20 protein-coding genes are annotated in these 26,135 nt (G+C 66.3%); 8 read left to right on the forward strand and 12 right to left on the reverse strand.

The genetic code is table 11. The annotated features are described in order from the left end of the window. Position 1: 1 nt before the first annotated feature. Together H0193_RS06750 and H0193_RS06755 are read left to right on the forward strand one after the other, a co-directional pair. Positions 2 to 280 (forward strand): monovalent cation/H+ antiporter complex subunit F, encoded by a 279-nt coding sequence (locus tag H0193_RS06750; protein ID WP_070474753.1) that lies wholly within the window; start codon positions 2 to 4, stop codon positions 278 to 280. Then, positions 277 to 657, forward strand: a complete 381-nt coding sequence (locus H0193_RS06755) for a monovalent cation/H(+) antiporter subunit G (protein WP_181889122.1) — start codon at positions 277 to 279, stop codon at positions 655 to 657. The genes H0193_RS06750 and H0193_RS06755 overlap by 4 nt, the downstream gene beginning before the upstream one ends. Here the strand turns inward: H0193_RS06755 and H0193_RS06760 are convergent. After that, entirely contained in the window at positions 647 to 1,777 is a 1,131-nt protein-coding gene (locus H0193_RS06760) for a glutamate--cysteine ligase (RefSeq protein WP_181889123.1), read from the reverse strand. The genes H0193_RS06755 and H0193_RS06760 overlap by 11 nt on opposite strands. 327 nt (positions 1,778 to 2,104) lie before the next feature. Here H0193_RS06760 and H0193_RS06765 point away from each other — a divergent pair, with 327 nt between their 5' ends. Beyond that, on the forward strand, positions 2,105 to 3,739 hold the full coding sequence (locus H0193_RS06765; protein WP_181889013.1) for an IS3 family transposase: 1,635 nt from the start codon (positions 2,105 to 2,107) through the stop codon (positions 3,737 to 3,739). A 166-nt stretch (positions 3,740 to 3,905) separates the two neighbouring features. Here the strand turns inward: H0193_RS06765 and H0193_RS06770 are convergent, their stop codons facing one another. Genes H0193_RS06770 through H0193_RS06790 form a run of 5 tightly spaced genes read right to left on the reverse strand, consistent with a single transcriptional unit; the run spans position 3,906 to position 8,413 of the window. Then, on the reverse strand, positions 3,906 to 5,384 hold the full coding sequence (locus H0193_RS06770; protein ID WP_181889124.1) for a phospholipase D-like domain-containing protein: 1,479 nt from the start codon (positions 5,382 to 5,384) through the stop codon (positions 3,906 to 3,908). Further along, positions 5,381 to 6,172: an exodeoxyribonuclease III gene (locus H0193_RS06775; protein WP_181889125.1), complete on the reverse strand. Its 792-nt coding sequence runs from the start codon at positions 6,170 to 6,172 to the stop codon at positions 5,381 to 5,383. The genes H0193_RS06770 and H0193_RS06775 overlap by 4 nt, the downstream gene beginning before the upstream one ends. A 5-nt stretch (positions 6,173 to 6,177) precedes the next feature. Further along, positions 6,178 to 6,774, reverse strand: coding sequence for a GNAT family N-acetyltransferase, cg3035/Rv0428c family (locus tag H0193_RS06780; RefSeq protein ID WP_181889126.1), 597 nt, complete (start codon positions 6,772 to 6,774; stop codon positions 6,178 to 6,180). 2 nt (positions 6,775 to 6,776) lie between these two features. Further along, complete coding sequence (locus H0193_RS06785; RefSeq protein WP_181889127.1) at positions 6,777 to 7,817, reverse strand: hypothetical protein; 1,041 nt, start codon at positions 7,815 to 7,817, stop codon at positions 6,777 to 6,779. 17 nt (positions 7,818 to 7,834) lie between these two features. Next, positions 7,835 to 8,413, reverse strand: coding sequence for a peptide deformylase (locus H0193_RS06790; protein ID WP_181889128.1), 579 nt, complete (start codon positions 8,411 to 8,413; stop codon positions 7,835 to 7,837). 15 nt (positions 8,414 to 8,428) lie between these two features. Between H0193_RS06790 and H0193_RS06795 the strand changes: the two genes are divergently transcribed. Together H0193_RS06795 and H0193_RS12520 are read left to right on the forward strand one after the other, a co-directional pair. Then, on the forward strand, positions 8,429 to 8,653 hold the full coding sequence (locus H0193_RS06795) for a DUF3263 domain-containing protein (RefSeq protein WP_181889129.1): 225 nt from the start codon (positions 8,429 to 8,431) through the stop codon (positions 8,651 to 8,653). Positions 8,654 to 8,711: 58 nt separating this feature from the next. Then, the gene (locus tag H0193_RS12520) at positions 8,712 to 9,914 is read left to right on the forward strand and encodes a LytR C-terminal domain-containing protein (RefSeq protein WP_181889130.1); all 1,203 of its coding nucleotides are present in this window, start codon (positions 8,712 to 8,714) and stop codon (positions 9,912 to 9,914) included. A gap of 115 nt (positions 9,915 to 10,029) precedes the next feature. On the opposite strand, the gene H0193_RS06805 is transcribed toward H0193_RS12520, so the two are convergent. The 4 genes from H0193_RS06805 to H0193_RS06820 all read right to left on the reverse strand — a co-directional run bounded on the left by H0193_RS06805 (position 10,030) and on the right by H0193_RS06820 (position 14,026). Next, positions 10,030 to 11,664, reverse strand: a complete 1,635-nt coding sequence (locus tag H0193_RS06805) for an IS3 family transposase (protein WP_181889131.1) — start codon at positions 11,662 to 11,664, stop codon at positions 10,030 to 10,032. A 227-nt stretch (positions 11,665 to 11,891) separates the two neighbouring features. Continuing rightward, on the reverse strand, positions 11,892 to 12,620 hold the full coding sequence (locus H0193_RS06810; RefSeq protein WP_181889132.1) for an ABC transporter permease: 729 nt from the start codon (positions 12,618 to 12,620) through the stop codon (positions 11,892 to 11,894). Next, positions 12,613 to 13,554, reverse strand: coding sequence for an ABC transporter ATP-binding protein (locus tag H0193_RS06815; RefSeq protein WP_181889133.1), 942 nt, complete (start codon positions 13,552 to 13,554; stop codon positions 12,613 to 12,615). Before H0193_RS06815 ends, H0193_RS06810 begins: the two co-directional genes overlap by 8 nt. Further along, the gene (locus H0193_RS06820) at positions 13,547 to 14,026 is read right to left on the reverse strand and encodes an NUDIX hydrolase (protein ID WP_181889134.1); all 480 of its coding nucleotides are present in this window, start codon (positions 14,024 to 14,026) and stop codon (positions 13,547 to 13,549) included. Before H0193_RS06820 ends, H0193_RS06815 begins: the two co-directional genes overlap by 8 nt. A gap of 37 nt (positions 14,027 to 14,063) precedes the next feature. Between H0193_RS06820 and H0193_RS06825 the strand changes: the two genes are divergently transcribed. The 3 genes from H0193_RS06825 to H0193_RS06835 are packed head-to-tail and all read left to right on the forward strand — an operon-like array spanning position 14,064 to position 18,867. Beyond that, positions 14,064 to 15,449: a hypothetical protein gene (locus tag H0193_RS06825; protein ID WP_181889135.1), complete on the forward strand. Its 1,386-nt coding sequence runs from the start codon at positions 14,064 to 14,066 to the stop codon at positions 15,447 to 15,449. Beyond that, a complete protein-coding gene (locus H0193_RS06830) occupies positions 15,446 to 16,453 on the forward strand; it encodes a transporter substrate-binding domain-containing protein (RefSeq protein WP_181889136.1) in 1,008 nt (335 codons plus the stop codon). Before H0193_RS06825 ends, H0193_RS06830 begins: the two co-directional genes overlap by 4 nt. Beyond that, a complete protein-coding gene (locus H0193_RS06835) occupies positions 16,450 to 18,867 on the forward strand; it encodes a tetratricopeptide repeat protein (protein ID WP_181889137.1) in 2,418 nt (805 codons plus the stop codon). Before H0193_RS06830 ends, H0193_RS06835 begins: the two co-directional genes overlap by 4 nt. Positions 18,868 to 19,025: 158 nt before the next feature. On the opposite strand, the gene H0193_RS06840 is transcribed toward H0193_RS06835, so the two are convergent. After that, a complete protein-coding gene (locus H0193_RS06840) occupies positions 19,026 to 21,458 on the reverse strand; it encodes a hypothetical protein (protein ID WP_181889138.1) in 2,433 nt (810 codons plus the stop codon). 6 nt (positions 21,459 to 21,464) lie between these two features. Next, positions 21,465 to 25,904 (reverse strand): Rib/alpha-like domain-containing protein, encoded by a 4,440-nt coding sequence (locus H0193_RS06845; RefSeq protein ID WP_181889139.1) that lies wholly within the window; start codon positions 25,902 to 25,904, stop codon positions 21,465 to 21,467. Positions 25,905 to 26,135: the final 231 nt, after the last annotated feature.

Raw genomic sequence — 26,135 nt, forward strand, 5'->3', positions numbered from 1 at the left:
CATGCACAGCACCGCCTACACCGTCTGCCTCACCGTGGCCGCCGTGTTCCTGGTCGCCGGGTTCTTCATCTTCGCCTGGCGCGCCATCGTCGGCCCCGACTCCATGGACCGCATGCTGGCCAACGACGGCATCACCGCCTCCCTCCAGTGCGCCCTGGCCCTGTACATCTGCTGGACGCTGGACACCACGGTGGTCAACGTCATGATCGTCATCGCCCTGCTCGGCTTCATCGCCACCCTGTCCGTGGCCCGCTTCCGCAAGAGGGACGGTTCCCTATGATTTCCGACATCATCTCGCTGGTGTTCATCCTCCCCGGCGCGTTCATGGTCTTCTCCGCCGCCGTGGGCACCGCCCGGTTCAACTCCACCCTGGCGCGCGTGCACGCCATCACCAAACCCCAAACCACCGGCCTGGTGCTGATGATCACCGGCACCATCATCCGCGTGGTCACCGCCGAGGAATTCAGCGTGCACGAACGCGGCGACATCGGCATGATGGTGCTGCTCGTGATTTTCGCCCTGATGACCAGCCCCGTTACCGCGCAGCGTCTCAGCCGCATCGCGCGACGCGAAGGCCTCTACGGCGACGACGAGCAGCTCACCCGCAACGACCGCCCCGCCAGCTACCACCCGCGGCGCGTCAACCCTAAAGGCTGAGCTCCCACATCTCCGCGCAGGTTGCGTCCACGACGTCCTTCCAATCCCCGGTGCGCTGGTAGATCGCGCGCTGGCGCTCATAGCCAGCGCCGCGCTCGATGATCTCGCGGACCAAGTTCAGCTCGTCGACGCAATCGAGGTCGGCGGCGACGGGCGTGAGCTCGTCGATAAGCAACTGCAACTCGTTTTTGATCCAGTCCTCGTCGGTGTCGCGACTCGTGATCACCAGGGCGTCCATGCCGTAGCGGGCGCCGCGCCACTTGTTCTCCGCGACGTGCCACTGCTGCAGCGTGGGCAACTTCTCGCCGCGCTCGAGCATGCGGTCGTAGTGGACGACCAGGCAATGCGTCAGCGCCACGACGGCCGCGAGCTCGCGTAGGTTACTCGTGGCGTCCGAGATGCGCACCTCGACGGTGCCCCACTTCGCGGCCGGGCGGACGTCGAAATGCATGGAGCCCGTGTGGTTGATCACGCCCGACGTCTGCTGGTCGCGCATGAAACCGACCCACTCGTCCCAGCTCTGGAATTGATACGGCATGCCCGCGGTGGGAAGCTGCTGGTACAGCATCGTGCGGTTCGACGCGTAAGACGTGTCGATGCCGTCCCACCCCGGGCTCGACGCGGAAATGGCCAGCAGGTGCGGGTACTTGGTCATCACCGCGTTGATGATCGGCCACACCTTGTCCTCGTGACTGATGCCGACGTGGCAGTGGATGCCCCACAGCAGCATGTGCTGGCCCCAGTACTGCGTGCGGTTGACGATCTCCTCGTACGTGTGCTTCGGACTCAGCGGATTCGTGCGGAAATCCGAAAACGGGTGGCCGCCACTTGCCCAGAGTTTCAGGCCCATCTCGTCGGCGACCTCCTTGACCGCGTTGAGGTCTTTTTGCAGGGCCTGCACCGCTTCCTTAGTGTTGGTGCAGATCGGCGTGACCAGCTCGATGGTGTTCTGCAGGAACTCCGGCTCGAGATGGACGTCCGGGTGGCGGGCCTGCACCTTTTCAATCACTTCGGCGGCGCAGGGCACCAAGTCGCGCGTGACCGGGTCGACGAGGCAAATCTCCCACTCGACGCCGAGGGTGGGGCCGTCGGACCTGGCAAAATCGCGGAATGGATCCATAATGGACGAGCCTATCCTCTGCGGCGGCTGGGGCGGGTGCCGGAGGCGGGTTTATATGCGCGGGGTGGGTTGGGCTTTCGGTGCGCTGGCTTGCGGGGGCGCGCCGCCCCAACCCGCCAATGCGCCGAAACCGGCTACCTAGAACCGGTTACCCGCTTGATTGGGAGCGCGGACAAAAAGTTGGAGTGTTGGGGGCTGGAAGGTATTCCGATGCCCGCAGGTTTTCCATCTGATATCCGCGTTGGTGCGGTTGAGAGGTTTTTGGCTGGGTCGTCTGCCCGTGAGGTCTGCGACTGGGCTGAACACGCGTGTGGTCGCCGACCGTCGGTGGCCACGGTCGGCAACTGGGTTGCGGCCAAGCGTCGTGGCCAGAGCTTGGACGGTACGCGACGCGCCTACGACGCTGAGACCATCGCAAAAGTTGTCGCACGCAGATTGACCTCGCAGGCGACAGTGCGTGACATTGCCGTGGAGTTCGATGTCCACGACACCGCGGCACTGACCTGGACGAAGCGGTTTTGGCCCGACGATGACGAACGCGATTCGGCAGCGTCGATGACTTTCGACGAGGCCTATGCGGCGACAATGGAACGCGTGAGCAAACACCGCAAAGTCCAACGCAACCATCAGCAGCAGCGAGTCGATGAGGCAGCCAATGCGAAGAAACCACCCCGGCCAGTCAACGAGTGGCTGCCAGGGCCTGGGCCGATAGACGATATCGCTGATTTACCCAGTGACATGGACGAGCTGAAAAAACTCGTTGTTGAGATGCGCGACCGGGAAACGGTCAAAGACGCCATTATCCACGTGCTCATGAGCGATGGTGAGCCACGGGGAAAAGACAACGTCCGCGACGGTGAGTCGCGGGGAAAAGACGACGTCCGTGACGGTGAGCTGTCCACCGCGGCGAAAGCCGCAGTGGTGGTTGCCCTCACGGACGCCCACGAGTTTTCCATCGCTCGAGCATGCGCGGTCGTTGGGATTGCGCAGTCGACGTTTTACTACCACCGACACAAACACACGCAGGTAGTGCAACAGCGCGAACAGCGCCACGCTGCACTCAAACCGCTGATCTTGCAGGCAGCCGCCGAATCCGGGCAAAGCTACGGCTACCGGCGCATCCACGCCTGGTTAAAGATCATGGGGCATACAGTGTCGGAAAAGATCGTGCGCACCCTCATGAAAGAGCTTGGGTGCCGCCCGCCGGCGAAGGCGTCGGGCAAGTACTCCTCCTACACCGGTGAAACCGACCACAAACCGGCAAACCTGCTGCTGATCACCCCACCCGACAGCAGCGACGGGGATGCGGATTCGGATGCGGCCCGGCCGGTTGTTGCACCGTCGCAGTATTTCATCGACCACGCCGACACTCAGGGGCTGACCCACGATTTCCACGCGGATGCCCCGTGGGAGAAAATCGGCACCGACGTCACCGAAATCCACTGCCCAGACGGGAAGTTGTTCCTGTCGGCAGCGATCGATTTCTACGACGGGATGCCGATTGCGGTCACCATGTCGACGTCGCCGAATCACGACTTGGTCGCCGAGATGATCGCGCGAATCGACGAGGTAAAACCCGACGGTGCGCAACCGATTATCCATTCCGACCGTGGCGGGCTCTACCGCAGTGAACGCTGGGTCAGCCTGATCACCGACCACACCCACAACATCCTGGATTGCCCCGACTGCCAGGCCGATGCGTGGTGCGACACCCGGTGGCGATACATCCCGTCACTGTCACGCAAAGCCACCAGCGGCGACAACGCGCGCACCGAAGGGTTCTTCGGCACGATGAAACAAGAACTGCTCAAAGGCAGGCCTGTGGTGTCAACGATGACGGTGGAGCAAATGCGCGACTATATTGACACCTACATCGACTTCTACATTCACAGACGATTGAAGTCGACACTCGGCGACGGCTACACCACCATCGCCGAACACCGACAAGCACTGAGTGCATAACAACGAGACAAAGTCCCCCAAATGCACTCCAAGAATTTGTCCGCATCCCCTAAAACGCCTGGTAGCCGGTTGTAGGTAGCCGGTTTAGCGGTGGGGGCGAGGAGGCGGAGGCGGCCGGGCCGGGGCACCACCGCGCACCACCGCGCACCACCGCGCACCGCGACCCCTACTGCAGCGCCGACGTCAGCTTCATCACGTTGTCCACGTACCGCCGGTACCAGGGCCTGCGCGCCCACCGCTCCAGCGTCAGCTCTCGCGAGACGGCCTGGTAGTTCGCGCCCAGCTGCTCCAGCGCCGGCAGCAAAGCGCCGGACGCGACGAGCAGGGAGGATTCGTAGTTCAGCGAGAACGAGCGGATGTCCATGTTGGAGGACCCGAGCACGCCGACGGCGCCCTCGCGCCCGGGATCGGCAAGCACGAACTTTGTGTGCAGCACGTACGGGGCGGGGAATTCCCAGATGCGCACCCCGGCTTCCAGCAGCGCCTCGTAGTACGCGGACTGCGCGTGCTGCACCATGAACTGGTCGGCCTTTTCGCCGACGAAGAGGTCCACGCGCACGCCGCGGTAGCACGCGGAGGTGATGGCCTCCAGCAGCGATTCCTCGGGCACGAAGTACGGCGAGCACAGCGTGAGCTGCTCTTTCGCGTTGTGGACGATGGAGTTGAACATGCGCAGGTTCGGCTCGGTGAGGTATCCGGGCCCGGAGGGGACAAGCTGGAGCACATCGCCTGTCGACGGCTCCGCCACCCCCTCACCAGCCCCAGCACCGGAACCAGCCACCACGTCGAGCGTCTCGCCGGATTCGGTGTACCAGTCCACGGCGAACATGGACTCGACGGACTCCACGATCGGCCCCTCCAGCTCCACGAAAGCGTCGACCCACTGGCGCCCGGCCTTCACATGGCCGGGCATGAGGTAGCCGCGGTCGATGAGGTTGAACGAGCCGACGAACGCCACCTCAGAGTCGATGACCACCACTTTGCGGTGGTTGCGCAGGTCGGGGCGGCGCCAGCGGCCGCGCAAGGGAGCTAGGGGCAGCATCATGTGCCAGTCCACGCCGATGTCGGTAAGCCGCTTCTTCAAAGCCCGGAAGCCGGGGTATTTGGCGGAGCCGATGTGGTCGAAAAGCAGCCGCACGTGCACTCCCCGCGCGACGGCGCGCTGCAGCGCCCGGAACACCACGTCCGTTGTGTCGTCCCAGGCGACGGCATAGATTTCGATGGAGATGGTGGCGGATGCTTCGTCGATAAGCTTGGCTATCCGCAGCATCGTTTTGCGGTAGTCCGCCCACAGCGCGCGCACCTCGCCGCGGACGGCGGGGTAGCCGGTGAGTTCGCGGTTGAGGCGCACCAGCGAGGCGGTTTCGGGCGGCAGGTGGGCGATGGTGTCGTCGGGGCCCGCCCACGCGCCGTCGAGCGCGCGGCGCGCCTGGACTTGGATGCGGTGGCGGCGGCGCGAGACGAATGTGGAGCCGAACAGCAGGTACAGCGGCAGGCCCACTACCGGCAGCAGCAGGATCAAAAGCAGCCAGGCGTTGGCGGAGGAGGGTTTGCGCCCGCCGGGGACCACGCCGATCATCACGAACTTGATGGCGTAATCCACCACCATGGCGGCGAACTGCCACCAGGACAAATCCAGGCTCATCGCACCTCGTCGTAGGCCAGGCCGCGGGTGTCGTAGTCCACGATCACGGGCGCGTGGTCGGACGCGCCCTTGCCCTTGCGCTCCTCCACGTCAACGAACGCGCGTTGGACCCGGTCGAACATGGGCTTGGTGGCCAGCTGGAAGTCGATGAGCATGCCCTCGTTCTTCTGAAAGCGCATGGCTTTGTAGTCCCAGAACGTGTACTGCTGCTCGTGCGTGACCTCGTGCAGCCCGGCCTCCAGCAGTATCTGGAACGCGGCGCGCTCCGGCTCCGTCACGTGCGTTTTGCCCTCGAACCAGGCGACGTCCCACACGTCCTCGTCGCGGGGTGCGACGTTGAAGTCGCCCATGTACACCTGCAGCTCCCCGGGGTCGACCTGGTCCGCCAGGGACCACAAAAACTGCAGCTTGTAGTCGTAGTGCGGGTCGCCGATGTCGCGGCCGTTGGGCACGTACAGGCTCCACACGTCCACCCCGCCGCACACCGCACCCACCGCGCGCGCCTCCACCGACGGGTCGCCCTTTTTGGCAAACGCGGGCTGGCGGGTGAAGCTGTCGCGGACGTTGTCCAGCCCCACGCGCGAGGCGATCGCCACGCCGTTCCACTGGCTGACCCCCACGTGCGCGACTTCGTAGCCTGCGGCTTCGAAGGTGGCGTAGGGGAACTTGTCGTCCGCGGTTTTGGTTTCCTGCATCGCCAGCACGTCCACGTCCTCGCGTTCGAGGAAGGCGGCGATCCGCTCGGCGCGGGTGCGCACCGAGTTGACGTTCCATGTGGCGATTCGCATGCGGCCTAGCCTAGCGCCAGCCGCCTACGGTGGTGCTCCAGCGCCCCTTCGGGCACTTCGCCTATCGACGCCACGCCAAAGGCCTCCCCCGCAACCCAGACAACCTGCTCGTCCCGGAGCTCCCATGCGTGATCGAGCACCTTCAGCGCCGGTTTGCCGATCCGCTCCGGGATGACCAGCCGCACCGGCAGGTCGCGCTGGTCGTAGAAGGACCGGATGGCGTCGATAGGCAAGGGCTCGAAGCCCGCCGAGGGGCCGAGCGGGACCGCGGAGTTGGCCTCCTCGGTGTCGCCGACGCGCATGAGCCAGCCGCCGGCCCACGCGGATTCGCGCACGTCGAGGCGGTCTGCGAGGCATTTTTCCAGCCCGCGGATCTCCGAGTTGCGCACGGTACGTGGGGAGAGCTTCTTGATGATGTGCAGGTCCGTGACCTCGATCGCCTCCTTGGAGGAGGGGAAGCCGCCGACCTCCTGCGGGCGTATCACCAGCGGGTCGAGGCTGAGGACGTGCCCGATGATGTCGCTGGCGTGCTCGCCGCGGCGCTGGCGCACCACGACGCGATCGCCCACCGCGACGTCGTCTGAGCGGAAAATCCGGGACACGCCTACTTGCGGGCCCCGCGCGGGCGGATCGCGCCGGTCAGCACCAGGGCAGCGCCGATCATCAGCGAGAGCATGCCGATGGCGATCAGGGCGCGCATCGGGGTGCCGGTGTCGGCGAGGTCGTCGTCGCGTTCGTCATCGTCCTCGGTCGTGGTGGCCGACGACGTCTTCGACGTGGTGGACGAGGATGAGGTGGGTGTGGTCGAGCTGGACGTCGCCGACGTGGTGCGGTTTTCCAGCACCGTGCGGCTGCTCGACGTGGTGGTCGAGGACGCGGTGGTGGTTGCGGAGGTGTCCGTGGTGGTGGACGAGGAAGAGCTGGTCGACGAGTCCGTGGTGGTGGACGAGGTCTCCGTCGTCGTGGTGTCCGTGGTGGTGGTTTCGTCGGTGGAGGTTTCGGTGTCCTGGAGACGCTCCACGCTGTGCGTCACCTCGGGGCCGAACGCGGGGGAGGTGCTGCTTTCGGTGCTGGCCGGCGCGCTGGTGGCCGGCGTAGTGACGACAGCCGGGGACGTCGACGGGGTGGTCGGCTCCTCGACCACCGTCGGTGTGGTCGCCTCCTCCGCATCGCGCGTCCGCTCCGCGCCGGGGATGCCGAACACGATCGGGGCGTCGCCGGTTTCGGAGCGCTCGAACGCGTCGATCGCGGTGGTGCCCAGGATCCCGCCGAGGCCCTCGATGGGGGCGGGCACGACCACGGGTTCGTCGTCAGGCAGAAGCTCCGCGCGCAGCTGGCGCACGCCGGCGCGCTCGCGCTTCAGCGTCTTCGCAGCCTCGTCGAAGGTGGCCTCCTCTTCCTCGGTCAGGCCGTCCTCGGTGGCGTCCTCGCGCAGCTCGGCCAGCTCGTCGGAGGCCGCGATGAGCTCCTTGCGCCAGGCGATGAGCACGTCTCGCACCTCGTCGTCGGTCTCTGCGCTGTTGATGGCGGTGATGGAGGTCTCGTGGGTGGCGGAGACGTCGTCAAGCAATTGCTCGACTGGCTCCGCGGGCGTCGCCGGAGCGAGGGTGAGCGACGCGGCGGCGATGGCGGCGGGGATACGCATGGCGATATCTTAGCGCGTTAGTCGTCGTGGCCGAACGGAACTTCGTCCGTGCCCGGAAGCCAAGTGTGGCCGGCTTCCTTCCAGCCGTTGTCGCGGATCACGCGCTTGGCCCCCTTCTTGTAGCGGCCCGTGAGCACGTCCGTGTACAAAAAGCCGTCCAGGTGACCCGTTTCGTGCTGCAGGCAGCGGGCGAAAAAGCCGGTGCCCTCGATCTCAATCTCGTTGCCGTTTTCGTCCAGGCCGGTCACTTTCGCCCAGTCCGCGCGGCCGGTGGGCCAGCCGTAGCCCGGCACGGACAGGCAGCCTTCGTCGTCCTCGCCGGTGTCGGCGGGCATGGTCTTGGGGATCTCGGAGGTCTCCAGCACCGGGTTGATCACGGTGCCGCGGCGCATCTGATCGCCGTCCGGGCAGTGGTAGACGAAGATGCGCAGCGGCACGCCGATCTGGTTGGCGGCCAGGCCCACGCCGTGGGCGGCGTCCATGGTTTCGTGCATGTCGGCGATGAGCTCCTGCAGCTCCTCGACGGGCTGCGTGACTTCCTTGGTCGGCTCATGCAGCACCGGGTCGCCGTGGATAACGATGGGTCGGATGGTCATGCCAATATATTAGGCATGCTTACCGAGACCGACCTTTCCGTGCTCCGCTTCGCCGCGCGCGCCCCCAGGTCGATCGGCGCGCGCGAGGATGCGGTGCGCGCTGAGCTGGGCATGCAGCCCATCCGCTACTACCAGCATCTCAACCGGTTGCTCGACTCGCCCGATGCGCTCGCGGCCGAGCCCCAGCTGGTGCGGCGTTTGCAAAGGCTTCGCGACGACCAAAGGTCCCCCAACCTCTAGTTCAGCTTTACGGTGTGTTGCGCCTGGATTCCGAGGCGGTGTGGTTAGAGTTGCCGATGTGACTAACGACAACTATGGCAACAACCGTCCCGACTTCGAGTTCGAGCCGGGCTCCGGCTCCACGCGCTACACCGGCAACTCCGACTCGTTTGGCGGCGCGTACGACGAGGCGTACGACGGCTCGTACGATGCCGAGCCGATCGACGCCGAAATCGTCGACGACACCGAGTACCGCGGCGCCCACCGCCGCGACGACGACTCCGAGTACATCGAGGACGTTGATTACGGTGCCGGTTACGGTGCTGGCCAGGCCGGGTACGCCGACGACACCCGCCACCTCCCCGGCGCAGGCGCCGCCGCGGCGGGCGCAGCTGGTGCAGGTGCCGGTGCCGCCGGCGCGCGCCGCCGCTCCCGCAACGCCGACGACGCGATTTACGACGAGCCCTACGACGGCGCCTACGAGGAGGATTACGACGGCGAGCCGAAGGGACGTCGTAAGGCAGCTGCTGCTGGCGGCGCCGCGGAAGGCGGCCTGCCGAAGCGCGGCCTGGCGATGATCCTGATCGCCGTGGCGGCGCTGCTGGCGCTGTGGGGGATTTGGAAGATGACGCAGGACGACAAGGGCGGCGACGGCGAAGGCGCCGCCCCGGCCTCGTCGACCGTGGTGGGCTCCTCCGCAGCCGCCCCCGCCGGCGACGGGGCTGGTCAGAACGGCCAGGGCGCTGACGGCGCTGGCCAGGGTGCCGAGGGCCAGGGCGGCGCAGCAACGGGCGCCGATCAAAACACCCAGACCACCGACGGCCAGCCGGCCCAGGATCCGAACGCGCAGGACCCGAACGCCCAGCGTCCGGAGGGCGCCGAGGGCCAGGGCGAGAACGGCCAGCCCGCACCGGCGCCGGCCCCGGCACCGGCGGGCGCGGGCCTCGACAACGCGTCGGCCCAGGTGTACGTCTACAACAACTCCGGCACCCCGGACCTGGCCAGCCGCACCGCGGACCAGCTGAAGGGCCAGTACAACGTCGCCAACAGCTCCCCCGACGCCGCGGTGATGAACATGCCGGAGCAGGTCTACGGCGTCTTCCCGGAGACCTACGTCTTCTTCGACCCGGCCGTCCCGGGCGCTGAGCAGGTGGCGGCAGACATCGCCCGCCGCGTCGGCGGCGCCGCCCGCGCGAAGGGCGACCTCCCCGAGGGTGCGACGAGCATCCCGGAGCAGGCCGCGAACAACAGCGCCGCCGTGGCGGTGGTCCTGGCGGGCTAGTCCCGCGCGCCCAGAGCGCCCCCTCCCAAAAACCGGCTACCTAGAACCGGCTACCAAGCGAAAATGGGGATGCGGACAAATTCTTGGAGTGCATTTGGGGGACTTTGTCTCGTTGTTATGCACTCAGTGCTTGTCGGTGTTCGGCGATGGTGGTGTAGCCGTCGCCGAGTGTCGACTTCAATCGTCTGTGAATGTAGAAGTCGATGTAGGTGTCAATATAGTCGCGCATTTGCTCCACCGTCATCGTTGACACCACAGGCCTGCCTTTGAGCAGTTCTTGTTTCATCGTGCCGAAGAACCCTTCGGTGCGCGCGTTGTCGCCGCTGGTGGCTTTGCGTGACAGTGACGGGATGTATCGCCACCGGGTGTCGCACCACGCATCGGCCTGGCAGTCGGGGCAATCCAGGATGTTGTGGGTGTGGTCGGTGATCAGGCTGACCCAGCGTTCACTGCGGTAGAGCCCGCCACGGTCGGAATGGATAATCGGTTGCGCACCGTCGGGTTTTACCTCGTCGATTCGCGCGATCATCTCGGCGACCAAGTCGTGATTCGGCGACGTCGACATGGTGACCGCAATCGGCATCCCGTCGTAGAAATCGATCGCTGCCGACAGGAACAACTTCCCGTCTGGGCAGTGGATTTCGGTGACGTCGGTGCCGATTTTCTCCCACGGGGCATCCGCGTGGAAATCGTGGGTCAGCCCCTGAGTGTCGGCGTGGTCGATGAAATACTGCGACGGTGCAACAACCGGCCGGGCCGCATCCGAATCCGCATCCCCGTCGCTGCTGTCGGGTGGGGTGATCAGCAGCAGGTTTGCCGGTTTGTGGTCGGTTTCACCGGTGTAGGAGGAGTACTTGCCCGACGCCTTCGCCGGCGGGCGGCACCCAAGCTCTTTCATGAGGGTGCGCACGATCTTTTCCGACACTGTATGCCCCATGATCTTTAACCAGGCGTGGATGCGCCGGTAGCCGTAGCTTTGCCCGGATTCGGCGGCTGCCTGCAAGATCAGCGGTTTGAGTGCAGCGTGGCGCTGTTCGCGCTGTTGCACTACCTGCGTGTGTTTGTGTCGGTGGTAGTAAAACGTCGACTGCGCAATCCCAACGACCGCGCATGCTCGAGCGATGGAAAACTCGTGGGCGTCCGTGAGGGCAACCACCACTGCGGCTTTCGCCGCGGTGGACAGCTCACCGTCACGGACGTCGTCTTTTCCCCGCGACTCACCGTCGCGGCCGTTGTCTTTTCCCCGTGGCTCACCATCGCTCATGAGCCCGGGGATAATGGCGTCTTTGACCGTTTCCCGGTCGCGCATCTCAACAACGAGTTTTTTCAGCTCGTCCATGTCACTGGGTAAATCAGCGATATCGTCTATCGGCCCAGGCCCTGGCAGCCACTCGTTGACTGGCCGGGGTGGTTTCTTCGCATTGGCTGCCTCATCGACTCGCTGCTGCTGATGGTTGCGTTGGACTTTGCGGTGTTTGCTCACGCGTTCCATTGTCGCCGCATAGGCCTCGTCGAAAGTCATCGACGCTGCCGAATCGCGTTCGTCATCGTCGGGCCAAAACCGCTTCGTCCAGGTCAGTGCCGCGGTGTCGTGGACATCGAACTCCACGGCAATGTCACGCACTGTCGCCTGCGAGGTCAATCTGCGTGCGACAACTTTTGCGATGGTCTCAGCGTCGTAGGCGCGTCGCGTACCGTCCAAGCTCTGGCCACGACGCTTGGCCGCAACCCAGTTGCCGACCGTGGCCACCGACGGTCGGCGACCACACGCGTGTTCAGCCCAGTCGCAGACCTCACGGGCAGACGACCCAGCCAAAAACCTCTCAACCGCACCAACGCGGATATCAGATGGAAAACCTGCGGGCATCGGAATACCTTCCAGCCCCCAACACTCCAACTTTTTGTCCGCGCTCCCAAATCGCCTGGTAGCCGGTTGTAGGTAGCCGGTTTGGGATGCACTGAGAGGCGCAGAACCCCCTACGCGTCGCGGGTCTCCAGCAGCACCACGCCGATGATCCACGCCGCCACGGCCCACACCGCGAAGATCAGAAGCGACACGGGCAGCGTCCAGTTCGCGGGACTGTTGGTCATAAACGCCATGAGGTTGCCAAACGGCAGGAACTTGGCCACGTCGGCGCCGTAGCGCGGGATGAACCCGACGATGGATTCGATCAGCAGCATCATGCCCATGCCGGTGACCACGGCGCCGGCGGTGTTGCGCGTGATCCAGCCGACGCCCTGCTGGAACAGGGTGATCAGGGCCATGCCGAGGGGGATGGCCCACAGGGCGCGTCGGGAGGCGGTGTTGCTCACCCAGTTCGCGGGCACGGGCGCGGGGAGGTCGCCGACCGTAAACGCGACGGCAAGCCCCAGGAAGGTCGCCAGCGCAGCCAAAACAGCCCCGAGCACAAGCTTTGCGACGGCCACCTGCCACCGCTTCGGCGCAACCCTGAAGTTCGTCGGCGGGATGCCGAACCGGTACTCGGTGGTCACGGCCATGGAGGCCTGCACGATCACGACGATCGCGGTGATCAGCGCCATCGTGGCGGCGACGGTCAGGGGCGCGTACGGCATGCCGCCGAGTTTGGAGGCGAAACCGAACAGAGCACCGAAGAAGGCGCCGAAGACGAGGATCAGCGCGGAGTTCCACCAGAAGGAGGCGGTGGAGCGCAGTTTGGTCCACTCGGCGGGGAACAGGTTAAGCATTACTACCTCCGGAGACGTACTGGGCGTGGCCCTCGGTGGATTGCATGTAGGCATCTTCGAGGGAGGCGCGGCGCTCGGACAGCTCGGACAGGGCGATGCCGGCGGCGAAGGCGACGCGGCCGACGTCGTCGGAGGTGCGGTCCGGGACCTCGAACACGGCGCGTCCGTCCCCATCGACCGCGCGCTTGAACGGCATGGCCACATCGGCGTGCTGCAGCGCGGCGGCCAACGCGGCCGCGGCGTCCTCGGTGGGGGTGCGCACGATGGTGGTCACACCGGAGTTTTCGCGGATGAACTCGGCCACGGACGTGTTGGCCACCAGGCGGCCGCGGCCGATGATGATCAGGTCTTCGGCGGTCTGCGCCATCTCGGCGAGCAGGTGGGAGGACACGAGCACGGTGCGCCCCTCCGCCGCCAGGGACTGCAGCAGCTCGCGCACCCAGCGGATGCCGGCGGGGTCGAGGCCGTTGACGGGCCCGTCCAGGATCAGGTACTCCGGGGCGCCGAGCAGCGCCGCCGCGATGCCGAGGCGCTGCCCCATGCCCAGGGAGAATCCGCCGACGTTCTTGCCAGCCACATCCGTCAACCCCACCAGCTCGAGCACCTCGTCGACGCGGGTGCGCGGCAGCCCGGCGGCTTGCGCTTGCCAGAGCAGGCTGGCGCGGGCGGAGCGGTTGGGGTGGACACCTTTGGCGTCGAGAAGCGCGCCCACTGTGCGCGACGGATTTTGCAGCGAGCGGTAGGGCACGCCGTTAATGTGCGCGGTGCCGGATGTTGGGCGGTCCAGCCCCAGGATCATGCGCATGGTGGTGGATTTCCCTGCGCCGTTGGGGCCGAGGAAGCCGGTGACGACGCCGGGTTTGACGGTGAACGTGAGGTCGTCAACCGCTTGGACGGCGCCGTACCGTTTGGTCAGGCCTTGCACTTCAATCATGCGGTTCAGTATGCACCATGGCTTTGGCGAGCACATTGCTTAGCGACGCCGCAAAGCCCGGGTGCAGCTCAAACCCCGAAACCTCCGCCAGGGGCACCCAGCGCAGTTCCTCCGACTCCTCGTTGGCGGTCACGGCCAGCGGTGCCTCGCACAGCGCGATGACGGTGGTGTAGCTCCACTCCGGCAGGTCCGTGGTGACCAGCTCTTCGACCACGTCGATGCGGCCCGGGTCGATGGCGCACTCCTCCACGGACTCGCGAACGGCCGCCTGCGCTGGGGTTTCGTGGCTGTCGCGGGCGCCGCCGGGGATGCCCCAGGTGCCGCCCTGGGCGGTCCAGCCGGCGCGGTGCTGCAGCAGCACTTTCGCGTCCGCTCCGTTACCGGCGACGAGGAAGAGGCCGGCGGCGCCGAAGCGCCCCCAGAGTCGTGTGCCGTCGGGTGTGGTGACCCAGCCGTTTCCGTCGCCAAGCATGGCCCCCACTGTAGGCGCGAACAGTTATTATTGCGGAATGGTGACGCAAAGCAGGCCGAGCGACGACGCGTGGCTCGACGAGCTTGAAGCGCGCCCTGCGCACCCGCGCCTGCACGGCGTCCTCCACGGCCCGCTGGCCGGTCCCGTTCGCATGGGCCGGCGCGGCCACGCGTTCGCGCGGACCACCCCCGGCAAGCTCATCGTGGTGATGGTGCTGCTGACCGCCATGCTGCTGGCGGCGGGGCTGTCCATGAGCCAGTCCATGGCCGGCCGCAACCAGGCGCTGGACACGGTGCGCGAGGCGACGGAGCCGATGAGCGCGGCTGCCCACCTGCTGTCCACCTCCCTGCTGCGCGCGGACACCATCGCAGCGGGCGGGTTTGTCCAGCCCGGGCCGCTGTCGCACGAGGACGTGCAGGCCTACTCCGCAGCACTGGACACGGCGGTCAGCTCCGCCGGCGAGATTTACAAGGGCGCGGTGGAGGCCGACACGGCCACCAGCGAGCGCATCGAGGAGCTGGTCAGCGACATCCAGCGGGACCTGCCAGTCTACGCCGGCCTGAACGAGCGCGCACGCGTGAACCAGCGCATGGGCAACCCTGTGGGCGTGGCCTACATGTCGGAGGCGTCCAGCATTATGCGCACCCGTTTGCTGGTGTCCGCCTCCGAGATCAACGCGCTGACCCGCGAGGACGTGGCCAAGGAGATGCGGCGCCTCTCCGAGCCGCAGTGGGTGCCGCTGTCCGGCCTCGTGGCGGCGCTCGGTTTCCTCGTGCTCACCCAGTGGTGGCTGTGGCGGGTATTCCGCCGCCGCCTGAACAAGGGCTTTATCGCCGGCACGCTCGCGGTGGTGGTGGCGCTGAGCTGGGCCGCGGTGTCGAACTACCAGTCCTGGCGCAACGGCTCCGTGGAGTACGAGCGCGCGGCGAAGCCGTGGGAGGAGCTCACCGCCGCCCGCTTCGACGCACTGGAGACGCGCACGGACGAGACGTTCGCGCTGCTGCGCCGCCAGTCCGTGGTGCATTCGTCGCGGGCGTTCGACGGCACGTATGCGTCGGTAAGCGCGGCGCTCGAGACCGCAGAGGAGTACGGCGGGGGGCAGCAACTTATCGACGACGCACGCGACGCCCTGCGCACCTGGGCCTACGAGCACAACGAACTCGTCGGCGCGCTGAACACGGGCAGCTACGAGCAGGCGGCGGCGCTGTTGGCCTCCGGCGGCGGGGCGGGCGAGGCGCCGTTCAGGGAGCTGGACGCGACGCTGTCCAAGCTCATCGCGTCGTCGAGGGAGGGCACGCAGGCCTACATCGACGCCTCGCTGGACGCGACGCGGCAGGTCTCCGCGTGGGTGGCGCTGCTGTCCGTTTTAGCCGTGGTCTGCACGTGGCTGGGCATCCGCAGAAGGCTGGGTGAGTACCTGTGAGAAGGACATGGACCGCGTGCGCGGCGGTGCTGGCGCTGGGGCTTTCGGGGTGCTCGGAGGAGCCGACCCCGGTGCGCGCCACCATCGCCCCAGAGCACGAAACCTCCACCACGCGCGAGCTCTTGCCGCTGCCGCCCGGCGCGGCCCTCGAGGACGCGCAAGGGGTGCCGGCGGAGCCGTACGTGCCGGCGAAGCTGGACTGGGAGGGCTCGCTGAACCCCCGCACCGCTGAAGACGACACCCCGAACGTGGACCGCATCACGCGCCGCGGCCGACTGGTGGTGGGCATCGACCAGTCCCTCTACCTGCTGGCGTTCCGCGACACCGCCAGCGGCGAGCTGCGCGGGCTGGAGGTGGATCTCGCCCGCGCGATCGCCGACGACATCTTCGGCGAGGAAACTGCCGGGGTCAACCGCCTGGACCTGCGGTTTGTGGACTCGGCGGCGCGCGCCGAGGCGCTGAACCACGGCGAGGTGGACATCGTCATCCGCACCATGTCCATCACGCCGGAGCGCACGGAGGCGATCGACTTTTCTACCCCGTACCTGACCTCGCGCGTGCGCGTTCTGGTGCCGCGGGACCGGGGCGTGGAGGACATCAACCAGCTCGGCGGCAAAACGGTGTGCATCGTCGACGGCACGAACCTGACCCAGATCGCGCGCACGTACACCCCACACTCGAACATTCTGCGCACCCGCTCCTGGTCCGACTGTTTGATGGCCACCCAACAGTTCCAGGCGGACGCGATCGTGGCGGACGATTCCATCCTGGCGGGCCTGTCCGCGCAGGACCCGTACGCGACGATCCTGCCGGGCACGCTGGCGACGCAGTACTACGGCGTGGGCATCCCGAAGGGCCAGACGGACCTGGTGCGGCAGGTCAATTCGACGCTGGAGCGGATGCGTAACGACGGCACGTGGTACGAGCTCTACTCCACCTGGCTCGGGGGCTCCATCGCGGAGTCCTCCCCGCCGCCGCTGATGTACCGGAAGGAGGAGCAGTGAGCACTGAGCAGGATTCGCAGGACCCGCTGGAGCAGCGCACCGAGGCGGTCGCGTTCGACCCGTTCGCGGATGATGAGGAGGAGGACAATCCGGGCACCGAGGCCGTCGCGTTCGACCCCTTCGCAGACGACGATGACGACGACGGCTGGGACTCCGACGGCGAAACCGACTACTCCGCCATGGGCGAGATGGCCGGCCTGCTCAAAGACTTGGACAAGCTGCGCAAGGGCGGCAACCGCGAGGACCCCTCGCAGCGCTCGCGCCGGCTCGCCCTGGACACGTTCCGCGAGCGCCGCGGCACCCGCCGCGCCACCCGTGTCGTCGCCGACGGCATGGTGGAGCTGCCCTGGGTGGAGCCCACCGAGCCGAAGGAAGCGCTGATCGACCCGGAGCCGGCCGTGGTGAAAAAGGGCATCGCCCCGCCGGTGCTCAACCCGGGCGACGTGGTGGCCAGCCAGTACGAGATCATGGGCGTGATCGCCCACGGCGGCATGGGCTGGATCTACCTGGCCCAGGACCACCACGTGGCGGGCCGCGTGGTGGTGCTCAAGGGCCTGCACTCCACGGACAACCCGGACGAGGCGGCCGCCGCCGCTGCCGAGCGCGAGTTCCTGGCGGAGATGACCCATCCCGGCATCGTGCAGATCTACAACTTCATCGACGACCCGCGCGTGCCCGGCGGGTTCACCGTCATGGAGTACGTGGGCGGGCCGAGTTTACGGGCATGGCGGAATGCGTCGACAAGCAAAGTGCTCCAACCCGACATCGCCATCGCCTACATGCTCGAAGTCCTGCCGGCGCTGGACTACCTGCACTCGCGCGGGGTGGTGTACAACGACCTGAAGCCCGACAACATCATCGTCACCGAAGACCAAGTCAAGCTGATTGACATGGGCGCGGTCTCCGGCATCGGCGCCTTCGGGTTCATCTACGGCACGAAGGGGTTCCAGGCGCCGGAGGTGGCCACCGAAGGGCCATCCGTCGCCTCCGACGTGTACACCGTGGGCCGCACCTTGGCGTCGCTGGTGGTGGACCTGCCGCAAACCGACGGCGTGTACGACCTAGGCATCCCCTCCCCCGCCGACGAGCCGCTGTTCCGCCAGTACACCTCCCTGTACCGGCTGATCACGCGCTGCTGCAACGAGGACCCCGCGCAGCGCTTCACCAGCCTCACCGAGCTGGAGGCGCAGATGCTCGGCGTGCTGCGCGAGATCGTCGCCGTGCGCGACGGGCGCACCTACCCCGCGCAGCACTCCCTGTTCTCCCCTCAGCGTACGACGTTCGGCACCAAACACCTGGTGTTCCGCACCGACCAGCTCATCGACGGCATCGCCCGCAGCGTGGACATCACCCCGCAAGAGGTCGTCGCCGCGCTACCGTCGCCGCTGGTCAACCGCGACGATGTCGGCGCCGCCATGCTCCAGGGCTCCTCGTATGCCGAACCACGCGAAACGCTGGAGACGCTGCGCCAGGCCATGACCACCCCGCAGTACGAGCACTCCATCGAAATCCCCTTCGGCGTCGTGCGCACCATGATCGACCTCGGCCTGACCACCCAGGCGCGCACCTGGCTGCGCTCGCTTTCGGAGCGCTTCGGCGACAACTGGCGCTACTCCTGGTACGCGGGCGTGGTGGAGACGCTGCTTGGAGACTTCGCCTCCGCGAAGGGTTCGTTTTCCCAGGTGCTCAACCAGCTACCCGGCGAGGCCGCCCCCAAACTCGCGCTCGCCGCAGTCAGCGAGCTCATCCTGCAGGAGGGCGGGTATCAATCGAGCGCACTGCTTCACGACGAGCTCTCGCCCGCCGCCGCCGGCCTCACCCACCACCTCCGCGACGTGCCGGACGCCGTGTTCGAGCGCATGGCCGCCGACGGAGCCACAGACAACACGTGGTCGCTGACCGTGACCGCCCCCGGAGGCCTGCGCTTCCACGCCACCCGCCTCTACGCCCTGGTGTGGATGACCAACCCCACCACCGTCTCCTCCGCGTTCGGCCTGGCTCGGATGCTCATGTGCGAAGGCGAAGTGGAGTTGGCGATCAAGGCCCTGGACAAGGTGCCCAACGCGTCGCGCCACTACCGGATGGCGCAGCTGACCGCCATTTTGTGCCTGGTTGCCGAGGGCGCCACCGAAGACCACATCCGGCTCGCCGCCCGCCGCCTCGAGCAGATCCCCTCCACCGAGCCGCGCTTCTTGCAGATCAAGGTCGCCGTCATCGAGGCCGGCCTGACGTACCTGCGCGCCCACCAGGCCTCCACCAACGTGGCGCTGTTCGAGTACCCCTTCACCATCCGGGGCCTGCGCCGCGGCCTGGCCCAGACGTTGCGGGACCAGGCCCGGGTGGCGCCGTACCCGAAACACCGGTACGCGCTGGTGGACCTGGCCAACAAGGTCCGCCCCGCCACCTGGTTTTAGGGGTTTGGGTTCGGGGGTTTGGGCGGCGGAGACCGAACGGAGCGGAGGCCCGCCGACACATCGCGGCGGAATCTGTCAGGCGGGCCTTATCGTCCCTGGTCATCGCAAACGGCCGCCGTAATCTGTCAGGATTACGGCGGCCGTTTCGGCGGGGGTGCTTAGATGAAGCCGCCCATCGCGGCTGCGGCGCCGCCGAGGCCGACGACCGCCAGGATCGCGATGATGATGCCCACGATCGCGCCGGTGCTGCCGCCGGATGCCTTGCCGCCCTTACCGGTCTCTCCGGTCTGGTTGTTCGGGGCCGGCTCGTTCCGGCTCGGGTTCTGCGTCGGGTTCGTGCCCGGCTTCGGCTTCGGCGCAGGCTGGGTTGCGCCGTTGAGCTCGGTCACGGCCGGGCGTCGATTGCCAGTCCGCACAGGCTGGTTGTTCTTGGTGGGCACCGGTGCCGGTTTGGCCAGGGTCGGCTTCGCCGGGTCCTTTTTGCCCACGGTGTCGCGCGCGGCCTGGAGGTGCTTGGAGTTCTTCTTCTCCAGGTCCTTGACCAGCTGGTCCATCTGCTCGGTGGTGTAGTTGAGCACGGAGAACTCGTTGGTCTCCTCGGCTACCAGGCGGCCGTCGGCGTTGAAGACGCGGAACTTCACCGGCATGGAGGAATCCTTGTAGCCGGCGGTGTTGGCAATCGGCACCTCGACGTTGTACTTGCCGTGCTCCTTGAGCACGCCTTCCACCGGGTAGGTCTTGCGGAACTTGCCGCCCGGGTAGTCCACCTGGAGGGTGAACTCGTGCAGGTCGATGCCCAGGTTGGACAGCTCCAGGTACACCTTGGAGTCGGAGCGGTTGGCGATGATGACGTTCTTCACGCCCTCGCGCTCGCCAAGCACGCGGATGCCGGCCTTGCCGTTGTTTTCCTCCGCTGCCATGAGCACGAGCTCATCCACTTGCGGGTGGCTGTGTCCGGACTCGGACGGGTCCTCGGACACGCCGGTGGAGCCGGTGGCCTTGGCGATCTCGCCGTTGACGATGTCCAGGTTCTGCCAGTCCGGTGCGATGTCGTAGCTGCCGGTGAAGCACTTGGCGGTGCCGTCGTAACAGGCCTGCGGAATGCTGGTGTTGTCGTTGTCTGTGGAGTTCTTGTCCGAGTAGTCGAAGTGGCTGAACTGGTACAGGTAGTTCATCACGGACTTGTACTTGGGCACGTAGGAGCTGTTCGGCTTGTCCACGTTGGACGCGCCAGAGTGGGTCAGGCCCAGGTTGTGGCCGAATTCGTGGAGGATGGTGTTGCGCATCTGCTCCTGGGACGTCATCAGGTAGTTCTTGGCCACGTAGAACGCGCCGTCGGAGATCAGGCCGTTGCCGGAGGACAGGTTGCCCGCCTCCTGCTGGTCGCCGATGATGCCCACGCGGAAGACGGACTGGCGTGCCCCGAGCAGGTTCTTGCGGTCCTTGACCAGGCGCACACCGGGCACCTCTGCGCGGCCGTTGCCGTCCTTGAAGTAGATCGGCGCGTACGGGATCGTGTCGCCGCCCTGCGGCGTGATGCCCGGGATGTTGCTGTAGTAGTCGCCGGCGTCGATGTGCAAGTTGTAGCCGCGGCGGTCGAACAGGTCCACCAGGTCGTTGAGGATCTTGCGCGACGGGCGGTAGACGTTCACGTTCGCGTCGGCGCACTCCAGGAACTCGCCGAAGTCCTTCTCCGTTGCCGCGTATTCGCGCTTCTCGGAGCAGCCCTTGGTCTCCCACTCGGACTGCATCCAGTTCAGCTGCAGGAACAGGTCCGGCTTGTTCGGGTCTGCGCCCCAGCGGTGCAGCGGGAACTCGTTGCCGTCGGCGTCGGTGTAGCCGTTGATCTCCCAGTCGTCGGGCAGGCCGTCGCCGTCGGAGTCCTTCAGCGCTTCGTTGGCGTCGCCGGCGATGGTCATGCGTGCGCTGAGCCTATTGTCGTGGCGCTGCCACACGCCCGCGTAGTAGCGGTCGCCGTCGTTCCTGCCGGCTTCTGCGGCCTGCTGGCTTTCACCGGTGCCGGTGGTGTCGGCGCCCTCGAACTTGGTGTTCAGCTTGTAGCGGCTGCCCACGTCGATGGTGTACTCGTTCGGGTCGGCTTCCTCGGAGCTGAACGGGTAGTCGTAGGACATCAGCCCGTCCGTAAGCACCAGCTTCAGGTCCCGCTTGCTGTCGCTTTTCAGCTCCACCCGCACGTCCACATTTGCGGGGGTGACGGTGAAGGTGCGCACGAGCTCCACGCCGAGGTTCGGGTCGGTGTGGGTGAGGGTGACCACGTCGCCCTCACTGTTGGAGGCGGGCTCCACCTTGGTCTTCTCGCCCGCGAACTCGACCTTCTGGCCGTCCGCGTAGGCGTCCAAGTAGAAAGCGGTGGGCATCAGGCCGTAGGTGAGGCTGTTGTACATCAGCCAGGACACTCGGCCCTTGTTCACGTCCACGTTCTGGAAGCCCTCGGCGGCGCCGGTGGTGACGCCGACCTGGTAGCTCTTGGACAGATCCACGGCCGCATCGGCCTGGACCGGCAGCGTGACGCCGGCGGTGAGGCCTAGCGCGACAACAGCCGCGATTGCTCTTTTACCTGTGTGCATCATGTGTCCCTACACCCACTGCTCTAAAAAGTGTTGAAATTTATCGCAATTATCGTACAGAACCTTGCCAGCTGTACCCAACAAACCGAGCACCGCCAGCGCCCACACCCACGGCGAGGGCTTCGAGGAGCCATTGCTTTGCGACGACCCTCCGGCCGCAACGCCATCCACTTCCACCGTCACATTGAACTGGCCCGTGGAGCCGTCGGCGAAGCGCACGTTCACCGGGATCTGCTTGACCTGGCCGGCGGCGTCGGCCGGGACGCGGAACTCGAGCACGCCGCGGGCACGGTCCAACGAGACTTCCCAGCCCTCCGCGTCGAACTCGCCCAAGCTGAACGGATAGTCCGCGGCCTTCTTGGGCACCGGCAGCGTGACTCGTGTGGTGAAGTCGGGGCGGCCGACAGCGGAGACGTCGTCAAGCAATGTGCTCTCGGCGAGCGTGCTCATGCCGGACTTGGTGCGGACCTCAACCCGCGCCGAGGTGATCGTGCTCGAGGAATCCTCGAACGTGACCTGGACCGGAATGTCGCGCGGGCCCGGGACGGTGCCGTCGTAGCTGACGACGGTGAGCTCGCCCGTCACCGGATCGATCTGCGTGCGCAGCCCCGGGATCGGCTTGACCAGGGAGAACGACGCCCCCGCGACGCTCGGCCGCAAAATTGCGGTCTGGCCAGCGTTGATGACCACACGCGGGTACTCCACATTCGCCACCGCCGCGGTGCCGCGCACGGTCGTTGCCGGCACCTCGACGACGCGCTGCGAACCGTCCGCGAACGTCACCACAACCGGAATCAGCGCCGCCTGCGGGTCGTCCTCGTCGCCGTTGCGGGCGACCGTGATCTCGCCCGTCTTCGGATCAACAGACACCTGCCAGCCCTGCGCGTCGAAGGACGCGGCCAGCGCGTAGGTCGTGCCCGCCGGGGCCTGGCTCGGCGCCACCGTGACCGGGGTGCCGGCCTCGGTGACCTTGACCGGACGCCAGGACACCACCTGGTTTGCGGCCTCCGACTTAGTGGACACCGGCACCGTGATCTCCTGCGCGGAGCCGTCCGGAAGCGTCAGCTTCAACGGGATGTCAAAGTTCGCGCCAACCGGAGCATCCTCCGACACCTTCACGGTGATCGCGCCCGTTTCCGGATCAACCTCCACCGGCAGCGCCGTCAGGCCGGTCTGCTCGAAGGTCGCACCCGGGGGCATCGAGCCCGTGGGGAACATGCGGATGTTGCCGTCCGCGTCGAAGAACGGCTTGCCGTAGCCCGCGGCCTCGGTGGAGTCCGCCAACGACTGCCCCTTAAGCGCCGCGATGCGGGCGAAAACGGTGGGCTCGTTGTCCTTGTCCGAGACCGTGCCGTCGGAGTACAGCACCGTCACCGGGACAGTAATCTGCTCCGGGTGCTCCTCCGGGGCGGTGGCGTAGATGTTGCCGGTGTCCGGGTCGATGCTGATATCCCAGCCGTTGTAGGCCTTGTCCGCGCCGAGCTCGTTGCCCTTGTCGTCGAACACCGGGGCCAGCGCGTACTGGCCGATGTTCTGGCCGTCCTTGTTGACGGGGAACGTGCCGTCGAGAAGCGGCACCACAACAGTCTTGCCCGGCTGCGCGCCGAGACCCTCCTGGTAGGCGGGCTTGTAGGCCTCGTTCTGCGCGCCGACGTCGACGTGGAAGACCGCGGTGGCCTTGCCCGTCGTGCCGTCCGGGTAGGTGAAGTCGACCGGGACCTCGATGGTCTCGCCCGCCGGAGTGCGCAGCGGCGCCTTCACAGTGACGACGCCGGTGTCCGGGTCAACGGTTCCCTCGGCACTCTTGGTGGAGAACTTCGTGCCGGCCGGAAGCGGCTGACTCTTGTACTCGATGCCGTCGCGGTCAATGGTGGCGATCGGCTGGCGGCTGGAGTTCGTCTTTCCCGCCTGGACGTAGGAGTCCTTGTACTTCACGCCGCTGATGCGGTCGGCGTCGCTCACCGGAGCGGTGACGTTGACCGTGATGATGTCGCGCTCCCCCGCTCCGGAAACCACGTCGACCGTGTACTCGCCCGGCTTGACGTCGCGGCCCGGATCGGCCAACACCTGACCATCCGACGCCACGGACAGCCACTCCGGCGCATCGCCGTCGACGCGCACGTTGACGGTTTCGGACGGCTTGCGGGAAGGCACGGTCACCTTGGTGGTGCCCGCCTGCACGGTCAGCTTGTCCCAGGCGAAGTCGTCGACCGACGGGGCCGGCTGCGCACTGGTCGTCGGTTGCGGTGCGGGCGTAGTGGGTCGCGCCGAGGTCGGCTTGGTGGTTGTCGGCTGGTCGGAGGTCGGCTGCGCCGCGGTTGTCTGGCCCGAGGTCGGCTTGGTGGTTGTCGGCTGCGGCTGAGTCGTCAGCTGCCCAGAGGTCGGCGTCGCTGCGGTCGGCTCAGAGGTAGCCGGGGCAGACGGCTCCGGCGCGGACGTGGTCCGGCCCGAGGTCGGCTGAGCTGTAGTCGGCTGGCCCGAAGTCGGCTGGCCCGAAGTCGGCTGACCGGACGTTGGCTGCGCAGTAGTTGACGTCGGCTCCGGCTGAGTCGTCAACTGCTCGGAGGTCGGCGTCGCAGAGGTCGGCTCAGAAGCAACCGGGACAGACGGCTCCGGTGCGGACGTGGTCTGGTCGGAGGTCGGCTGGTCGGAGGTCGGCCGCGCCGTGGTCGACTGACCGGACGTTGGCTGCGCAGTAGTTGACGTCGGCTCCGGCTGCGTGGGCACCCAACCAGACGTCGGGGTCGTCGAGGTCGGCTCGGAAGAACCCGGCGTGGACGGTTTTGTCGTCGGCTCCGGCGCGGACGTGGTCTGGTCGGCGGTTGTCGGCTGGTCGGAGGTCGGCCGCGCCGTGGTCGACTGACCGGACGTTGGCTGCGCAGTAGTTGACGTCGGCTGCGCAGAAGTTGACGTCGGCTGCGGCTGAGTCGTCAGCTGCCCAGAGGTCGGCGTCGCTGCGGTCGGCTCAGAGGTAGCCGGGGCAGACGGCTCCGGTGCGGACGTGGTCCGGCCCGAGGTCGGCTGAGCTGTAGTCGTCTGGCCCGAAGTCGGCTGGCCCGAAGTCGGCTGACCGGACGTTGGCTGCGCAGTAGTTGACGTCGGCTCCGGCTGTGTCGGCACCCAACCAGACGTCGGGGTCGTCGAAGTCGGCTCAGAGGTAGCCGGGGCAGACGGCTCTGGCGCGGACGTGGTCTGGTCGGTGGTTGTCGGCTGATCGGAGGTCGGCCGCGCCGTGGTCGGCTGGCCCGAGGTCGGCTGACCGGACGTTGGCTGCGCGGTAGTTGGCGTCGGCTGCGGCTGAGTCGTCAACTGCCCGGAGGTCGGCGTCGCAGAGGTCGGCTCAGAAGTAACCGGGACAGACGGCTCCGGTGCGGACGTGGTCTGGTCGGAGGTCGGCTCCGGCGTCGAGTCTTCAGGCGTCGTCGTTGCCGGTGTCGTCGATCCGCCTGCCTCCTCCACCTGGATGTCGATGGTGTCGGTGATCACCTTGGCGTCGTTAGTAATGATGTCGATTCTCGCCGTGCCCGACGTCGTCGGCTTACCGGTGATCTTGCTGTTTTCCTGGTCATAGGTCAAGCCTTCCGGCAGGTCAGTGACCTCGACGGACGATGCGTTCTCTGTGGGAATGGCGATGTTGACCTCCTCACCGGGCTTCACCGGTGCCGGATCGTCAACGATGTTTTGTGCGACCGGAGCCGGCAAATCTGCAGAGTCTTTCACCGTGATCGTGAAGGTCTGCTCGAGTGGCCCGTCGGCGCCGGCAACAACGCTTCCGCCCTCCACCAGCTGGGTTTTCACCGTGAAAGTGCCGGTTTCAGTCGGGGTGCCCTTCAGGAAGATGTGCTTGATATTGCCGAAGTTACGCAGCGTGGCGGTGACACCTGGTGGCAGCGTGGACTCATCGATGGTGAGCGCCGAACTCCGGGGAGCTTTGTTCACCCGGATGTCGATAGCGTTGATTGCTTTCCCAGTCCAGAACACCTTGTCGCTCTGGTCTACGTATTCCGGGTCGGGTTGCACGCTAACGGCGGCGTCGACGGTCTTGGTGGAGCCATCTTTGAACGTGAATTGAACTTCGATCTTGTCGCTCTCTCCAAGATCGGCGTCCGGGTCCGGAGTGATTGAAATTTCTCCGGACTCTGGGTCGATTGTGGCCCCCCAGCCCGGGTTAACGCTGTCGGCGAGCTTGTATCCGTTCGGTGGGTAGACAGTCAGACGGTTAACGTTCGGGCTGATTTTGGTTGTCTCACCGTAGTTCACGCTTGTGGAGGTTGGGTACCTCACCAACGACTTTTGCGCATCGGTCAGCAGCTGCGCCGACGCCTGCGAAGCGGTCTGCGGGGCTGCAACCGGCTGGACACCCGTCACCACAAGCGACAGGCCGAGCGCGCACGCGGCTACCGATGTCCCGCGCCGGCACGCAATCGCGCGGTCATGCTTTCCAGTCATTGCAAGACCCCTTTTCTGAATCTTTTTATCTACCGCCGACTCAATCAACAGCCAACAATACGGTTTTCTGCTTCTGTAAATCTATAGCGCGCAATCCCATGAAAACAACACAATTATGCTTTCGGGAGTTGCAAGACGCTCCGCCCGAGGTCAACGCAGACCTCTACCCTGCTACGCCCGAGTTCAAGAGAACTTTTGTGCAATCCATCACAGGGCTGGCAATCGTCATAT

Origin of the sequence: Corynebacterium haematomassiliense, from assembly GCF_013978595.1 — a bacterium.
Taxonomy (GTDB): domain Bacteria; phylum Actinomycetota; class Actinomycetes; order Mycobacteriales; family Mycobacteriaceae; genus Corynebacterium; species Corynebacterium lehmanniae.

What these genes read in the sequence shown, in the direction of transcription:
- H0193_RS06750 (WP_070474753.1), top strand. Translation starts at nt 2, where the DNA reads ATGCACAGCACCGCCTACACCGTCTGCCTCACCGTGGCCGCCGTGTTC.
- H0193_RS06755 (WP_181889122.1), top strand. Translation starts at nt 277, where the DNA reads ATGATTTCCGACATCATCTCGCTGGTGTTCATCCTCCCCGGCGCGTTC.
- H0193_RS06760 (WP_181889123.1), bottom strand. Translation starts at nt 1,777, where the DNA reads ATGGATCCATTCCGCGATTTTGCCAGGTCCGACGGCCCCACCCTCGGC.
- H0193_RS06770 (WP_181889124.1), bottom strand. Translation starts at nt 5,384, where the DNA reads ATGAGCCTGGATTTGTCCTGGTGGCAGTTCGCCGCCATGGTGGTGGAT.
- H0193_RS06775 (WP_181889125.1), bottom strand. Translation starts at nt 6,172, where the DNA reads ATGCGAATCGCCACATGGAACGTCAACTCGGTGCGCACCCGCGCCGAG.
- H0193_RS06785 (WP_181889127.1), bottom strand. Translation starts at nt 7,817, where the DNA reads ATGCGTATCCCCGCCGCCATCGCCGCCGCGTCGCTCACCCTCGCTCCG.
- H0193_RS06790 (WP_181889128.1), bottom strand. Translation starts at nt 8,413, where the DNA reads ATGACCATCCGACCCATCGTTATCCACGGCGACCCGGTGCTGCATGAG.
- H0193_RS06795 (WP_181889129.1), top strand. Translation starts at nt 8,429, where the DNA reads ATGCTTACCGAGACCGACCTTTCCGTGCTCCGCTTCGCCGCGCGCGCC.
- H0193_RS06810 (WP_181889132.1), bottom strand. Translation starts at nt 12,620, where the DNA reads ATGCTTAACCTGTTCCCCGCCGAGTGGACCAAACTGCGCTCCACCGCC.
- H0193_RS06815 (WP_181889133.1), bottom strand. Translation starts at nt 13,554, where the DNA reads ATGATTGAAGTGCAAGGCCTGACCAAACGGTACGGCGCCGTCCAAGCG.
- H0193_RS06820 (WP_181889134.1), bottom strand. Translation starts at nt 14,026, where the DNA reads ATGCTTGGCGACGGAAACGGCTGGGTCACCACACCCGACGGCACACGA.
- H0193_RS06825 (WP_181889135.1), top strand. Translation starts at nt 14,064, where the DNA reads ATGGTGACGCAAAGCAGGCCGAGCGACGACGCGTGGCTCGACGAGCTT.
- H0193_RS06840 (WP_181889138.1), bottom strand. Translation starts at nt 21,458, where the DNA reads ATGATGCACACAGGTAAAAGAGCAATCGCGGCTGTTGTCGCGCTAGGC.
- H0193_RS06845 (WP_181889139.1), bottom strand. Translation starts at nt 25,904, where the DNA reads ATGACTGGAAAGCATGACCGCGCGATTGCGTGCCGGCGCGGGACATCG.